At 62.9% G+C, this 14,862-nt stretch carries 11 protein-coding genes and 1 riboswitch; of the genes, 6 read left to right on the plus strand and 5 right to left on the minus strand.

Features of this window, described 5'->3' with window-relative positions; translation table 11 throughout:
* Positions 1-86 precede the first annotated feature (86 nt).
* A riboswitch (TPP riboswitch) is annotated at positions 87-193 on the minus strand.
* A gap of 223 nt (positions 194-416) precedes the next feature.
* The gene (locus AAEQ75_RS11585; RefSeq protein ID WP_125833570.1) at positions 417-1,859 is read left to right on the plus strand and encodes a TolC family outer membrane protein; all 1,443 of its coding nucleotides are present in this window, start codon (positions 417-419) and stop codon (positions 1,857-1,859) included.
* 194 nt (positions 1,860-2,053) lie between these two features.
* On the opposite strand, the gene waaA is transcribed toward AAEQ75_RS11585, so the two are convergent.
* Together waaA and AAEQ75_RS11595 are read right to left on the minus strand one after the other, a co-directional pair.
* Complete coding sequence (waaA, locus tag AAEQ75_RS11590) at positions 2,054-3,319, minus strand: lipid IV(A) 3-deoxy-D-manno-octulosonic acid transferase (RefSeq protein ID WP_343348842.1); 1,266 nt, start codon at positions 3,317-3,319, stop codon at positions 2,054-2,056.
* A 204-nt stretch (positions 3,320-3,523) separates the two neighbouring features.
* Positions 3,524-4,411, minus strand: coding sequence for a LysR family transcriptional regulator (locus tag AAEQ75_RS11595; RefSeq protein WP_343348844.1), 888 nt, complete (start codon positions 4,409-4,411; stop codon positions 3,524-3,526).
* 89 nt (positions 4,412-4,500) lie between these two features.
* Here AAEQ75_RS11595 and AAEQ75_RS11600 point away from each other — a divergent pair, with 89 nt between their 5' ends.
* The 4 genes from AAEQ75_RS11600 (at position 4,501) to AAEQ75_RS11615 (ending at position 8,120) form a co-directional block, all read left to right on the plus strand.
* On the plus strand, positions 4,501-4,833 hold the full coding sequence (locus AAEQ75_RS11600) for a DMT family transporter (RefSeq protein ID WP_343348846.1): 333 nt from the start codon (positions 4,501-4,503) through the stop codon (positions 4,831-4,833).
* A gap of 63 nt (positions 4,834-4,896) precedes the next feature.
* Positions 4,897-6,072 (plus strand): NAD(P)/FAD-dependent oxidoreductase, encoded by a 1,176-nt coding sequence (locus tag AAEQ75_RS11605; protein WP_343348848.1) that lies wholly within the window; start codon positions 4,897-4,899, stop codon positions 6,070-6,072.
* On the plus strand, positions 6,069-6,878 hold the full coding sequence (locus tag AAEQ75_RS11610; RefSeq protein WP_143505572.1) for an aldo/keto reductase: 810 nt from the start codon (positions 6,069-6,071) through the stop codon (positions 6,876-6,878). Before AAEQ75_RS11605 ends, AAEQ75_RS11610 begins: the two co-directional genes overlap by 4 nt.
* 333 nt (positions 6,879-7,211) lie before the next feature.
* Positions 7,212-8,120 carry a metal ABC transporter ATPase gene (locus tag AAEQ75_RS11615; protein WP_343348852.1) on the plus strand — a complete coding sequence of 303 codons (909 nt, stop codon included), beginning with the start codon at positions 7,212-7,214 and terminating at the stop codon, positions 8,118-8,120.
* Between the two features lie 65 nt (positions 8,121-8,185).
* Here AAEQ75_RS11615 and AAEQ75_RS11620 read toward each other — a convergent pair whose 3' ends face one another.
* Complete coding sequence (locus AAEQ75_RS11620) at positions 8,186-9,715, minus strand: AhpA/YtjB family protein (protein ID WP_343348854.1); 1,530 nt, start codon at positions 9,713-9,715, stop codon at positions 8,186-8,188.
* A gap of 174 nt (positions 9,716-9,889) precedes the next feature.
* Between AAEQ75_RS11620 and serB the strand changes: the two genes are divergently transcribed.
* Entirely contained in the window at positions 9,890-11,104 is a 1,215-nt protein-coding gene (serB, locus tag AAEQ75_RS11625; RefSeq protein ID WP_125878987.1) for a phosphoserine phosphatase SerB, read from the plus strand.
* 135 nt (positions 11,105-11,239) lie between these two features.
* On the opposite strand, the gene AAEQ75_RS11630 is transcribed toward serB, so the two are convergent.
* Both AAEQ75_RS11630 and AAEQ75_RS11635 read right to left on the minus strand, forming a co-directional pair.
* Entirely contained in the window at positions 11,240-12,661 is a 1,422-nt protein-coding gene (locus AAEQ75_RS11630) for an IS1182 family transposase (RefSeq protein ID WP_343352373.1), read from the minus strand.
* Between the two features lie 106 nt (positions 12,662-12,767).
* Positions 12,768-14,837 carry an EAL domain-containing response regulator gene (locus AAEQ75_RS11635; protein ID WP_125833566.1) on the minus strand — a complete coding sequence of 690 codons (2,070 nt, stop codon included), beginning with the start codon at positions 14,835-14,837 and terminating at the stop codon, positions 12,768-12,770.
* Positions 14,838-14,862 lie beyond the last annotated feature (25 nt).

Raw genomic sequence — 14,862 nt, forward strand, 5'->3', positions numbered from 1 at the left:
CCGGGATAGATGTCGGAGTTGGAACCTGAGCGGACGAAGGGCGTGAGATGCACCATGGGCGGTGCCGAGAGGACTCGCCGATCTACTGGCGAGGACATCTTGTTCCCTACGCAGGCCTTAACCTGATCAGGTTCAACGGGATCCGGCAGCTGCCAATCTCAGCCCCGCATTTGGGGCACCCCGACAAGAACTCGGGCAGTCTAAACAAGCTGGTGGAAGAAAACCAACTCGGCGGTCAATAAATATCGACCCGCGCGTCGGAAAACGACTGTTGGCGTGGCGAATGATGGATTGTTCCCGACGAGCAACATAGCTTGCCGCCAGCTAGACTGATGCTGCCCATGGCGCGCTTGACCCCCGCCTGCGGCGCCCCGTAGCCTTGCTGATTACCGCCTATTCAAGGATCGACAACCATCATGTTGCGCAGACTTTCCCTGGCAATCACCGTGGCCGCCGCTTCGGTGGGCCTGGTTCAGGCCGCAGAGGCCCCGCTGTCGAGCAAGACCGACCTGGTCACCGTGTATCAGGAAGCGGCGCAGAACAATGCCGATATCGCCGCCGCGCGCGCCGATTATCAGGCTCGCCGTGAAGTCGTGCCGCAGGCACGCGCTGGCTTGCTGCCCAACCTGTCGGCTGGTGCCAATTACGGCGACACGCGCACTGAAATCGATTCGCCGAGTGCGACGATCTCGCGCAGTGGCCTGGTGTACCAGGCCAACCTCAGTCAGCCGCTTTTTCGCGCTGACCGCTGGTTCCAGCTGCAGGCGGCCGAGGCCACCAGCGAGCAGGCCGCGCTGGAGCTGTCCGCCACCGAGCAGAACCTGATCCTGCAAAGTGCTGAAACCTACTTCGCCGTGCTGCGCGCCCAGGACAACCTGGCCTCGACCAGGGCCGAAGAGGCGGCCTTCAAGCGTCAGCTGGATCAGGCCAACGAGCGCTTCGATGTCGGCCTGTCCGACAAGACCGACGTGCTCGAAGCGCAGGCCGGTTTCGATACCGCCCGTGCCAATCGCCTGCTCGCCGAGCGCGCGGTGGATGATGCCTTCGAAGCCCTGGTGACCCTGACCAACCGTGATTACGTGGCGGTCGAAGGCATCGTCCACTCCCTGCCGGTGCTGGCGCCGACGCCCAATGACGCCAAGTCCTGGGTCGATACCGCTGCCGCGCAGAACCTCAACCTGCAAGCCAGCCTGTACGCGGTAAACGCTGCCGAAGAAAATCTGCGTCAACGCAAGGCCGGCCATGCGCCGACCCTGGATGCGGTGGCCAGCTATCAGCAGGGCGATAACGACAGCTTGGGTTTCACCAACTCCGGTTCTCCTCTGTCTCCGCGTTACAGCGGCGACGTTTCGCAGCGTTCCATCGGTCTGCAATTGAACATCCCGCTGTACAGCGGTGGCCTGACCAGCTCGCAGGTGCGCGAGGCTTATCAGCGTCTCGGCCAGACCGAGCAGCTGCGTGAAAGTCTGCGTCGCCAGGTGGTGCAGAACACGCGCAACCTGTTCCGCGCGGTGAACACCGATGTGGAAACCGTACAGGCGCGTCGCCAGTCGATCATCTCCAACCAGAGCGCGCTGGAAGCCACCGAGATCGGTTACCAGGTCGGTACTCGCAACATCGTCGACGTGCTCGACGCCCAGCGTCAGCTCTACAGCGCCGTGCGCAACTACAACGATGCCCGTTATGACTACATCCTCAACAACCTGCGCCTGAAGCAGGCAGCTGGTACCTTGAGCCCGGCCGATCTGGAAGCGCTGGGTAGCTTCCTCAAGCCGGACTACAACCCGGACAAGGACTTCCTGCCACCGGATCTGGCCTCTGCCGCCGAGGAACGCCTGAAGAACAATCAGGATTTCTGAGGCGTTCGCAGCAAAGCAAAAGCCCGACGCGAGTCGGGCTTTTTCATTTTGGCGATGTGCCACGTAGGGTGCGCTGCGCGCACCGATATGGCGGGTGGTGCGCTACCCGAGTTTGAACCGGGCTGAATCAGTCGTAGCCCGGATGTAATCCGGGGAATGTTGCCGGCGTGATGCTTGCCCCGGATTGCATCCGGCTACAGAAGACGCTGCAAACCCTTCAGCAAGCGCTCCAGCGCACCCTGGTTGGCCTTGAGCACACTCAGACCGGCCTGACTCATGCTTTGCATCTCGCTCGGTTCATTGAGCAATGTTGCAATCCTGTCCGCCAACTGCGCGGCGTTTTCCACCTCGCTCAGGGCGCCGGCGTCACGCAACTGCGCGGCGATTTCCAGGAAGTTGAACAGGTGCGGGCCGCTCAGTACCGGTTTGCCCAGAGCCGCCGGTTCCAGCAGGTTATGCCCGCCATTGGCCACCAGGCTGCCGCCGACGAAGGCGATATCCGCCAGCGCATAGAGAAACAGCAACTCACCCATGGTGTCGCCCAGCAGCACCTGGTCGCTGGCTTGCACGGCTTCACCCATGGAGCGGCGGCGTGTCTTCAGTCCTTCACTGATGCACAGATCATGGACCGAATTGAAGCGTTCGGGGTGGCGTGGCACCAGAATCAACAGCGCATCCGGCCGCGTTGTCAGTAACTGGCGATGGGCGGCGAGGACGATCTCGTCTTCACCCGCATGGGTGCTGGCGGCGATCCATACGGGGCGCTGTTCGGCCTGCCACTGACGACGCAGTTCGGCTGCCCGTTGCGGCAGCTCGGCATCGATCTTCAGGTCGAACTTGATCGAGCCGGTCACTTCCACGCACTCGGGGCGTGCGCCCAAGGTCAGAAAACGCTGCGCCTCGGCCTGGGTCTGCACGGCGATCAGCGACAGCTCGGCGAGCATCGGCGCAGTGAGCTTGGCGAAACGCGCATAGCCGCGTGCAGAGCGCTCTGACAGGCGCGCATTGGCCAGCGCCACCGGGATACCGCGCTTGGCGCATTGGTGGATGTGGTTCGGCCATAGCTCGGTTTCCATCACCACGGCCAGGCACGGCTGTACGCGCTCGAGAAAGCGCGCTGCGGCCCACGGCAAGTCGTAGGGCAGGTAGCAGTGCTGAACGCTGTTGCCGAACATGGCCTGGATGCGCTCGGAGCCGGTCGGCGTCATGCAGGTCACGGTGATCGGCAACTCGGGATAGTGCGACTGCAGCGCGCGGATCATCGGCGCGGCGGCGATGCTCTCACCGACCGATACCGCGTGCACCCAGATCCCGCCGGGCTGCATCGTTGGCAGGCCAAGGGAGAAGCGTTCGTTGATACGTCGTGCGTAAGCCGGCGCCTTGCGCGCGCGCAGGGCCAGGCGCAGGGCAATCAGGGGCAGAGCCAGGTGCAGCAGCAGGGTGTATAGGGGTCTGTTCATGGGGGCGCAGCTTAGCGTTGCCAGCCAGGCGCTGGAAGGGCACCTCTAAAAACTACCTGCGTTGTCATCACTGCGTTAAAAACAATCTGGAACGCCAGCCCGGTCAAATGCTCATTTACAACTCGTAAACTGCGCTTTTTCGCTTGTTTTTGCCTTGTGCTGACCGCCTCGCCTACGTTTTTAGAGTGGTGCCCTGGCGGGCAGTCATGCCTGCGGGCGCAACAGTTCGCGCGCCAGGCAGTCGGCCAGCCAGTTGGCCGCCGGGCCGAGCGCGCCGTCGCGCCGGGTGACGAGCTCCACCACCAGCGGCAGCGGCGCCCAGTCGCTGCACAGTTCCTGCAGGTGGCCCTGGTAGGTCGGGTACTGCGCCACATGGCGCGGCAGCCAGGCCCAGCCAACACCGCGTATCACCAGCTCGGCCATCACATAGAAGCTGTCGGCACGCCACACCAGCGGGCTGATCTGCTCGCCGCCGGGATAGTGGCTGTCCTGCGGGGTCATCAGCAACTGGCGATGTTCGGCCAGGTCACGCCGCTCCACGCTGTCGAGTGCAGCCAGCGGATGGTTCGGGCTGCATACCGTGACCATCTCGATGGTGCCCAGACGCTGGCTCTCCAGTTCCCGCGGCATTTGTTCATGATGAAACAGCAGGCCCAGGTCGGCCTGGCGCTGCAGCAGCTTGCGCGCCACGTCGCCCTGCGCGCCGCTGGAAAGCTGCACTTCGAGCAAGGGAAAGGCATCTGCTAAAGCTTCCAGGCTGGCCAGCACCGGCTGGTAGGGCATGGCTTCGTCCTGTGCCAGGCGCAGACGCGCCTCCTCGCCGCGTGCCAGACCGAGCGCGCGGCCGTCCAGTCGTTCACATTGCTGCAACACGCTGCGGGCCTGCTCCAGCAGCGCGACGCCTGCTTCGGTCAGGCGCGGCTGGCGCCCACTGCTGCGTTCGAAGAGGGTCACGCCGAGGTCGCTCTCGAGCAGGGCGATGGCGGTGCTGACCGCCGATTGCGCGCGGCCGGTGTGCCGAGCTGCGGCGGAGAAGGATCGACTCTCTGCGGTCAGGACGAACAGTTGCAGCTGATCGAGATTCCAGTTCATGGTCAACCTATCTTGATCATAGATAGGTAATGACTTTATCCCATCATGGAAGAACTTAGAATCGTGGCCATCTTTCAGGAGTCGCCACCATGCCCGGATACCTCTATCTCGCTATCGCCATCGCGGCCGAGGTGATTGCCACCACTTCGATGAAGGCTATCGACGGCTTCAACAAACCCTTGCCGCTGTTGCTGGTGATCGGCGGTTACGCGATCGCCTTCTGGATGCTGATTCTGGTGGTGCGTACCATCTCGGTGGGCATTGCCTACGCCATCTGGGCGGGGTTGGGCATCGTCCTGGTCAGCATCGCGGCAATGTTCATCTACCAGCAGAAGCTCGATCTGCCGGCCGTGCTCGGCATGGGACTGATCGTCAGTGGCGTGGTGGTGATCCAGCTGTTCTCGCAATCGACCGGGCACTGATCGGCCGCGGGCGAGGAAGTTGACGGGTTATACTGCGCGCCTGTTTTTCGCCGAGGCCCGTTCATGTCCCAGTCTCTCAGCACCGATGTCCTGATCGTCGGCGGCGGTATCGCCGGCCTCTGGCTCAATGCGCGCCTGCGTCAGCATGGCTTCGCCACCGTTCTGGTGGAGCGCGGCAGCCTGGGCGGCGGGCAGAGCCTGAAGTCGCAGGGCATCATTCATGGCGGTGCCAAATATGCCCTGCATGGCGCGCTGACCGGTGCTTCCGAAGCTATCGCCGATATGCCGCGCCGCTGGCGCGAAGCGCTGGCCGGCAGTGGCGAGCTGGACCTCTCCGGTGTGCGCATCCTGTCCGACGCCCATTATCTCTGGTCGCCCGGTACCCTGGCCGGCAACCTCACCAGCTTCTTTGCCAGCAAGGCGGTGCGCGGTCGGGTCGATCAGGTCAAGGGTGAGCAATTACCGCCGGCGCTGCAGCACCCGAAGTTCAAGGGCAAGGTCTATCGACTCGCCGAGCTGGTGCTCGATGTGCCGAGTCTGATCGCACGTCTGGCCGAACTGGCCGGTGATGGCCTACTTGCCGCCGAGCGTATCGAACCGCTGCAGGAAAACGGTGAGCTGTGCGGGTTGATCGTCGACGGTCGCGAGATTCGCGCGCAGCGCGTGGTGCTCAGCGCCGGGGCCGGTAATGCCGAGCTGCTCGCCGCGCTGGGCATCGAACAGCCCGCGCAGCAGTTGCGCCCGCTGCATATGGTGTTGGCCAAGGGGCCGGCACTGAAGCCGCTGTACGCGCACTGCCTCGGCGGTGGGCCGAAGCCGCGGGTCACCGTCACCACCCATCCGGCCGCCGATGGCCAGTGGGTCTGGTACCTGGGCGGCGATCTGGCCGAGGCTGACGGCGTTGCGCGCGACGAAGGCGCTCAGATTCAGGCGGCGCAAAAGGAAGTGGCCTCGCTGCTACCCTGGGTCGACCAGAGCCAGACGCGCTGGGCGACATTGCGCGTTGATCGCGCCGAGCCCGCGCAGTCGGGCCTGGTGCGCCCGGACAACGCTTTCCTCGCCGAACAGCAGCGCCTGTTGGTGGGCTGGCCGACCAAGCTGGCGCTGGCGCCGGATTTCGCCGACCGCGTACTGGCCGCCCTGCAGCGGGACAAGGTACAGCCGGCTGGCCATGCGCCGTTGCCTGAGCTGCCGCGCCCCGCGCTGGGGCAGCCGGTATGGGAGGCACTGTTACCATGAGCACCCTGCACGATCTGCATCGCCCGCTGGGCTCCACCGGCTTGCGCGTTTCGCCGCTGGGCCTGGGTACGGTCAAGCTCGGCCGTGATCAGGGCGTGAAGTATCCCAACGGTTTCACCATCCCTGACGATATGCAGGCCCTGGCCTTGCTGCGGCAGGCTCGCGAGCTGGGCATCAATCTGATCGATACCGCGCCGGCTTACGGCGTCAGCGAGCAACGCCTCGGTCCACTGCTGCGTGGCCAGCGCGATGAGTGGGTGATCGTCAGCAAGACCGGTGAGGAGTTCGAGCAGGGCCAGTCGCACTTCGATTTTTCCGCCGCGCATACCCGCCTGTCGGTCGAGCGCAGCCTCAAACGCTTGGAGACCGACCGTATCGACCTGCTGTTGGTGCACTCCGATGGCAACGATCTGGCGGTACTGCGTGAAACGGGCGTGTACGAGACGCTGGCAGCGCTCAAGCGCGAGGGCAAGATCCTCGGCTACGGGATTTCCGGCAAGACCGTCGAGGGTGGGCTGCTGGCGCTGGAGCAAGGCGACTGCGCCATGGTCACTTATAACCTGAGTGAGCAGGGCGAGAAGCCGGTGTTGGACTACGCTGCCAGTCACGCCAAGGGCATTCTGATCAAGAAAGCGTTGGCCAGTGGGCATGCCTGCCTGGCCGAGGGTGTCGATCCTGTACGTGCCAGCTTCGAACTGATCTTCGCTCATCCGGGCGTCAGCAGCGCCATCGTTGGCACCATCACGCCCGCGCACCTGGCGGCCAATGTCGAGACGGTCGCGGCGGTTTTGCAGGGTATCCGCTGAGAACCTATTCACGATCTCGCGAGCTAGAGCGATACAACACCGATGGCGGCCCCGCAAAAACAAGCGAGGAACGGTCGGAGTCGCGGGCGACTGTACTGTTGTACATGAGCATTTCGACCGGGCTGGCGCTCCAGCTTATTTTTAACGCAGTAGCGCCGAAGCGCAGCAGATCGTGAACAGGTTCTGAGGTCCCCGGTCACGTCCTCTTACAGCCTTGGGTTGTGCTGAGTGGTCGGCTTGGGGCAGCCTTGAGCGGTTTTCGCTTCAACCTGATCCTCGCGTGAAGGCCGCTCGTCGAGCTGGATTCACGCCCAGCCGGAACAAGGAGTCGAGATGCCGCGTACGCTGATCCGCAAGGACCCGAGTAACTTCAAGACCCTGCCACTGCTCGTCGAAGCTAGCCCCGATGGTCTGAGATACCAGAGCCTGGGGCAGCCGCTGAATTTCCAGCAGATGCTCGAACGCCGCCGTCCGGTCGAGGTGGCGGACAGTTCGCGCTTTTCCATCGAGCTGGCCAACCTTGGCGTATCGGTACGCATGACCCTGCGCTTGCACGGTCGTGACTACTGGTTGCTGGTGCGCCAGCGCCGCCCGGATCGCGGTGACACAGTCCTCAAGCTGATTTCCGGCTACGTGCCGGCGCATGAGCTGAATCTGCCGTTGCTTACCGCGGTTCAGGAAGTAGCCGAGGAATGCCTGCTGGAGAGTGCCGATGGCTGGCTGGGCGGGCGTTTTGCCGATACCTGGTTGCCCACGCCCTATCAGGGTGCGCTGCGCTATCGTGAGTCCAGTCACTTCCGCCTCAGTCCGCTGTCCGGTGCAGCGCTACCGGTGCAGTGTGGCAACCTGACCCTGCTCGAGCGCCCGCGTGCCTATGTGCATCTTCCTACGGCATCCTTGCAGCTGGTCTATGACATGAGTCTGGAGCTGCCGCGCGATGCCCGCCAACTGAGTCTGTTCCATGTCGATGAATGCCTGGAGGAGGGCCGGTTGGTGGCGCGGCTGGAGCGTCGTCGCCCGGATCTTTACCTGTTGGCGCTGCAGCGGGGGGCGCCCAGTGGCGAGCTGTTCACCCTGAGCAAAGGCGAGTTGCGGCCTGCCGGTACCCGCGGCCTGTGGCTGTCGGAGAGTTTTGCCGAACAGGATGGCTGGCTGGTGCGCGACGAGCGGATTCGCTGGAAAGACTGGCTGCAGCGCTACGGTGTGAAACCCCCGCAGCGGAGAGCATTGGCCAGCGCGTAGGGCGGGTGTAACCCGCCGTTGGCCTTCTGGCGGGTTGCACCCGCCCTACATGGGCTGCGCCGCTTTCACACTCGGCTGTCGCGCATGCGCGTCAACTGCCGCTCGAGCAGTGCCGGATAAGGATCGAGCAGGCGCTCCACGCAGCTGGCCCCTTCCGGGCTGGCAATCGGGCGGATGCGGGCGCGCTGGCGGGCCAGGGCATCCTGCGCGACGCGTTGCTCGACCAGCAGCAGGTTGCGGCTGTGTTGCGACAAGGCCAGGGCGTCCAGGGCGCTGTCGCTGAGCAGCAGGTCGGCCTGGCCCAGTTCTTCCAGATCACGGCCCAAGGTCAGCCCCAACTGCAGTTGCAGGGTGATGCCGCTGTCGGCGACCTCGACCTGCAGGGCATGGCCCAGGGCGCGCATCAGCTCGCCACAGCAGATCGCGTGGGTCAGGTAGTCTTCGCCGCATTCGCGCTCATGGAACAGCATCAGGCTGCTGCCGTCCTTGAGGGTATGCAGTTGCCCCTGGTAGAGCGCGGCAGCTTGTTCCAGGCAACCCCGATAGCGATCCAGCAGGTCCAGTAGTCGCGTGCGTGGTAGGCGACGAAGCTGCTCCTGAGCACCGAGTTGAATGGCCAGCACGGCGCTGGCTTGCGAGGGGCGCGGAGCCTTGGCGACCGGCGCAGGCGCTTCGGAGTCGTCACGCAGGTCGGCAAAGGGATCATCCGGCTCTATGGCGTCGGGCCAGGGCTTGAGCTGCTCGTCATCGCCATCCTCAGCGCTGATGTGCGTTTCATCGAACGCATGCTCGGCCTCGATCGCCTCCTGCTCGTCGAAGCGCTCGTCGTCTTCTTCTGGCAGATAGTCCTCGCTGTCATCGAGCAGCTGTTCGTCATCCAGCTCCTGTTCGGGCTCCGGTTTTTCCGGTACCAGGCGCGCCTGCAGTTGACGCGCCAGATCACCGATCTCGTCGTTGCGCCCCGCCCCCGGTGCAGGGTCGTCCGGGTCACGCAGCCACAGGCGCATTTGCAGCAAGGGCGTGGAAATGTAACGGCCCAGGCGCATGCTCAGCGACAGGGTCAGTGCCAGCAGGATCAGGCTGAGAATGCCCATGCTCTGCAGGCTGATGGTCATCGGCTGCTGGAACTGGCTCATATCGAGGCTGATGCGCAACTGTCCGGCCATCACCTCCTGGAACGTGATGGGGGTGGTGTACAGACCCTCGGTTTCGCCCAGAACGCTGCGCGTCGGGCGCGAGCCAGCTTCGGCGAGGATGCGGTTATCCACGCTGTAGATGGCCGCATGGGCAACCAGCGGGTTCTTCGCCAGGTTGTTCAATAGCACGTTGAGACTGAGGATGTCGTTGGACACCAGCAGCTCGGTGGACGACGCCGCCGTCTGGGTGATCAGCGCCTGACCCAGTGCATCGGCCTGCTGCTGCATGGCCTGCTTGAACTGCATGCCCATGACCCAGGCATAGATGACCATTGCCAGGGCTACCAGCAGCACGCTGTGGCTGGCAATACGCAGCACCAGAGGCACCCGCCGCTGACGCAGCGCGTGGAAGATCAGGATGAAGAAGTTATCGGGTTTGACGGGCGCAGGCCGGTTCACAGAGCACGGCTCTTGTCGACTGAAGTTGCCGCGCAGTATAGCGAGCGGTCTGGGGCGGGCAAAGCGCATGGCTGCCCGGATCGACGGGAAACTGGGTAGAATGTGCGCCTTTTAGTCGGTCGGTGGCCAATTCGCCGCTTGCCTGCCTCAATCGTTTGCCTTGGAGGGTGCGTCTTGCGCGAAATCGTCCTGATCAATATCACTGGCGAAGATCGCCCCGGACTCACCGCTGCCATCACCGGGGTGCTGGCTCAAGGCGGGGTGAATATCCTCGATATCGGTCAGGCGGTGATCCACGACACCCTGTCGTTCGGCATCCTTATCGAAATTCCTGACAACGGCCGCTCCCAGTCAGTGCTCAAGGACTTGCTGTTCACTGCCTACGAGCTCGACCAACAGGTGCGTTTCACTCCGGTTTCCGAAGACGACTACCGTCAGTGGGTTGGTGGCCAGGGCAAGGCGCGCCATATCGTGACTCTGCTGACGCGCAAGGTCAGCGCCGAGCAGTTGCAGCGCGTCAGTGCGATCACCGCCAAGTACGGCCTGAACATCGATCATATCGACCGTCTTTCCGGGCGTATGCCGCTGGACATGCCGGCCGAGCAGGGCAAGGGCTGCATCGAGTTTTCCGTGCGTGGCGAGCCGGCCGATCCAGTTGCCCTGCGCGCTGAGTTCCTCAGCGTGGCGCAGGAACTCAACGTCGACATCGCCTTCCAGCGCGACTCGGTGTTCCGTCGCAATCGTCGCCTCGCCGTGTTCGACATGGACTCGACGCTGATTGAGGCCGAGGTCATCGACGAGTTGGCCAAGGCTGCCGGCGTGGGTGAGCAGGTGGCCGAAATCACCGAGCGCGCCATGCGCGGCGAGCTGGATTTCCGCGCCAGCTTCAAGGAGCGCCTGGGCTTGCTGCAGGGGCTGTCGGAGGACGTGCTGGAGGAGATCGGCGCGTCCCTGCGCCTGACCGAGGGTGCCGAGGTGTTGTTCGCCGAACTCAAACGCCTGGGCTACAAGACTGCGATTCTCTCCGGCGGCTTCACTTACTTCGCCAAGCAACTGCAGGCCAAGCTGGGCATCGACTACGTGTTCGCCAACGAACTGCAGATCGAGAACGGCAAGGTCACCGGCGTGGCTGTCGAGCCCATCGTCGATGCGCAGCGCAAGGCCGATCTGCTGCGTGAGTTGGCGCATAAGGAAGGTTTGCAGCTGGAGCAGACCATCGCTGTCGGCGATGGCGCCAATGACCTGCCGATGCTCGGTCTGGCCGGTCTCGGCGTGGCTTTCCGCGCCAAGCCGTTGGTCAAACAATCGGCCAAGCAGGCGATCTCCACCCTTGGGCTGGACGGCATTCTTTATCTGCTGGGCTTCCGTGATCGTGAGGGGCAGGAATAAGCCCCAGTGTTGCGTCGGATATGAAAAAGCCGCCTGAGCCAGAGCGTGTGAAAACGCACTGACGCCAGAAAAATCCAACGCCCCGACTGGTTCGGGGCGTTGGTGTTTTTGATGCTTGGAAATGGAAGGCGGGATTTACCCCAACAGCTCGATCAGCCGACGGGCACCCATCACATTGATGGCACGCTTCAGGTTGTAGGCGTTGACCGCCAGGGCCATTTCCGTCCGAGCGCCCTGCAGTTGTCGGAGCAGGAAGCGACCATTACCCAAAATCCATTGCTTCAGGTTGCCGAAGGGATGTTCGACGATGGATCGGCGCCTGACCATCATCTCTGGATGCGCCTGCATCCGCTGATGCATGCGCTCGAATGCGGCCTCATGGACATGCCGAGTCACGTGTCGACGTTTAGCCTTGGTGCAGCGTGATTTCAATGGACAAGCCGTGCAGTCGCCGCGTAGAGCATAAATGCGCTGTAGGCCGTTTACCTGCTTGAGCGGTAACCATTGGCCTGCAGGGCATTGGTACTGGTCGTTTTCTGCGTCGTAGCTGAAGGCGCTGCGATCGAATAGCGGCGTGTCGTCGCCCTTGTTATTTATGCCCCGATTCTCCGGCACATAGGCCGTAATCCCAGCATCATCACACGCTTGAAACTGCTCACCATTGGAGTAGCCGGCATCGGCTGTAACCGTCAGCTCTTCCTGCGCCAGGATCGCCTGGGCAGCCTTGGCCATAGGTTCCAGTTGTTGGTTATCGCTGCCATCCTGAGTGACAGCATGATGCACGATCAGCCCATGCTCGCCATCCACCGCGTTTTGCACGTTATAAGCCACGCGAGCCCCCTGGTGGGTACGCATCATGCGCGCCTCGCTCTCACCCACGACGAACTGCTCCAGCCCCTGTACCTCCATCAACGCCTGGGCTGTCAGGTTATCGGCATGTCGGCTCTCCAGCTGCTGCAGCGCAGCCTTGACCGCACTGCGATCAACCACTTCAGCGGCCTCACTGCGGTCAGCCTCGTCCAGTTCGGCCAGATAACGGGCGATCTGCGCCTCCAGCTTGCCTTGTTGACGCTTGAGCTTCGTCAGGCTCAGATGCTTGCGTTGCGACGCTACCGCCTGAAACTTGCTGCCATCGATGGCCACGAGTTGCCCGCTGATCAGCCCCACCTGGCGACAGAACCGGACGAAGGTGCGGCAGGTCGCCTGAAAAGCAGCGCTGTTGTCCTTGCGAAAATCAGCAATGGTCTTGAAATCCGGTGCCAATCGGCCCAGCAGCCACATCACCTCGACATTGCGTTGGCACTCAGCTTCCAGGCGCCGGGAGGAGCGGATGCGCTGGAAGTAACCGTACAGATAAAGCTTGAGTAGATCCGCTGGATCATAGCCAGGACGTCCAGTCTTGAGTGGTTCGGCCTTGCTGAAACCCAGAGCCTGCAGATCCAGGCGGGCGACATAGGCCTCGATCACCCGTACCAGGTGATCCTCCGGCACCAGCTCCTCCAATGTGGGAGGAAACAGGCTGCTTTGCTGACGACCTTCGCCCTGGATGTAGCCCATAAACGACAATGCCCCCATCGACTGATGGAGGCATTGTCTTCAGCTTGCTCTCAGACTGCTAGGTTTTCACACAGTCTGGAGCAGGCGGCTTTTTCGTCGGCGGGATTTATTCGTCGCCGGCGGAGAAGTCGTAGTCCATCGACTGGCTCGGGCCCTGCAGGTAGTAGCCCTGAATGAAGTTGACCCCGGCCTGCCACAGCGTCGCCAGTACGCTGGCACTTTCGACGAAGGGCACGATGGTCAGCTTGGCCTGGGCATGCAAGCTGCTGAGTAGGGTTTTCAGCGCTTCCTGGTTCTCTGCATTGCTCAGGTCCTGGGAGAAGGAACCGTCGACTTTGACGAAGTCCACTTGCAGGTGCTTGAGCGTGTTGAACGGGTTCAGGGCGCAGCCGAACTGGCTCAGAGCGACCTTGCAGTGCAGCTCAGCCAGGCCCTGGGTCAGCACCTTGGCCTGTTTCAGGTAGGTAATGGCATCGGGCTCGCTGAACTGGAATACCAGTGAATCCGATGGCAGGCGAGCGGCCTTGAGGGCCACGCTTAGCCAGGGCAACAAGGTCTGATCCTGCAGGCTGGCGCTGGACAGGTGCACGAACAGGCGGGTGTTGTGGCCTTTGGAGCGGTGGTCGGCCAGCAGCTTGATCGAGTTGAGGATCACCCAGCGGTCGATTTTCTCGCCCAGGCCCGCGTCCTTGGCCGCGGCGAGGAACTGCGCCGGCGGAACCTCTTCGCCCTGTGGGCTGAGCAGGCGCAGCAGCACTTCGTAATGTTCGTGGGCGTCGCCACGCAGGCTGATGATTGGCTGGAACAGTAGGCGGAAGCTGTTGTTCTCCAGTGCCTGCTGCACCATCGCCAGCAGGTTGCCGCGGTTGGCGGCTGCGGCCAGCTCATCGGCCGGGTTGAACAGCTTGATGGCGTTGCCGTCGCTGAGCTCGTCGGCGCAGCGGTGCGCGCGATCGATGACTTCCTGTGCCTTGGCGGTTTTCTCACTGAGCCCCGCCACGCCGATTGAAAGCGTGGTCTGTACGGTGCGGCCGCTGACGTCGAACAGGTGGCCTTCGACCTTCTTCAGCAGGGCTGCCAGACTGGCCTGGCACTGCTCGGGCGTCTGGAGCGGCAGTAGGGCGGCGAACACGTCGTCACCGAAGCGGGCCAGCTGGGTCTCCATCGGGAAATGCGCGCGCAGCAGGCCGGCCAGGTCGGTCAGCAGCATGTCGATGCCGGCCAGGCCGATTTCGCCCTGCATGCCGGCGTAGCGGTCGACCCGGATATACGCCAGGGTCGAGGGCTGGCCGCTGTTGATGGCGCGTTCGGCGGCGTTGTCCATCAGCTCGAGGAAGTGGTTGCGGTTGAATAGGCCAGTGACTAGGTCCTGGCTGCTGATCTCACGCAGTTTCTCTTCCAGTTCGGCATTGGACGTTTGCGCGCGGATCACCACCTGAATGCACGGCTCGCCATCATAGGTGGCGGGGGAAAAGGTCATTTGCGCGGCGAAGCTGCTGCCATCGGCGCGCACGCCCTGGCAGTTGAGCTCGGCGTGGCCTTCAGCGCTCTGGTAGTTCTTCAGGAAGTCCTTGAACGCCCCGTGATCGGCACTTGCGATCAAGTCGATCATCGGCATGCCTTCGAGCTCATCACCGTCCTCGTAGCTGAACAGCTCGAGATAGGCACGGTTGGCATAGATGTGCATGCCGTCGTGGACATAGGTGATGGCGTCGACCGAGCTTTCCAGTAGCAGCTGGCAGCGTTTCTCGGCTTCGCGTAATGCCACTTCGGCGGCACGACGGGCGCGGCGCTCTTCGAGATTGGCCAGCTCGCGCTTGGCGACCAGCACCAGGCGTTCATCCTCGCCTTGCGGCAGGGCGTCTTGTGCGCCGAACAGCAGGGCTTCGGTAATGATCTCGGAGTCATTCTCCTCGACCAGTTGGATGACCGGGATGTCCTTGGCCTGGCGGCGAATGGCGGTTATCGCCTCGCTGGGTTCTAAGTGCTCGCTACTGGGGGCGCAGATCAGCAAGTCCCAAGTCTGTTGCAGGCTTTCAGCAAGGTCGTCGCTGGAGGTCAGGCGATGCACGCGAGTGGCATGTCCTGCATTGCGGAACAGACTGACTAGGCGCTCTGCTTCGTTCTGCGAGTCTTCGAGAATCAGCAGGCGGATGGTTTTTTTTTCGATGGCCATAGAGGGGTCATTACCGCGCCGAACG

The sequence above is a fragment of the Pseudomonas sediminis genome (assembly GCF_039555755.1).
GTDB lineage: Bacteria > Pseudomonadota > Gammaproteobacteria > Pseudomonadales > Pseudomonadaceae > Aquipseudomonas > Aquipseudomonas mendocina_D.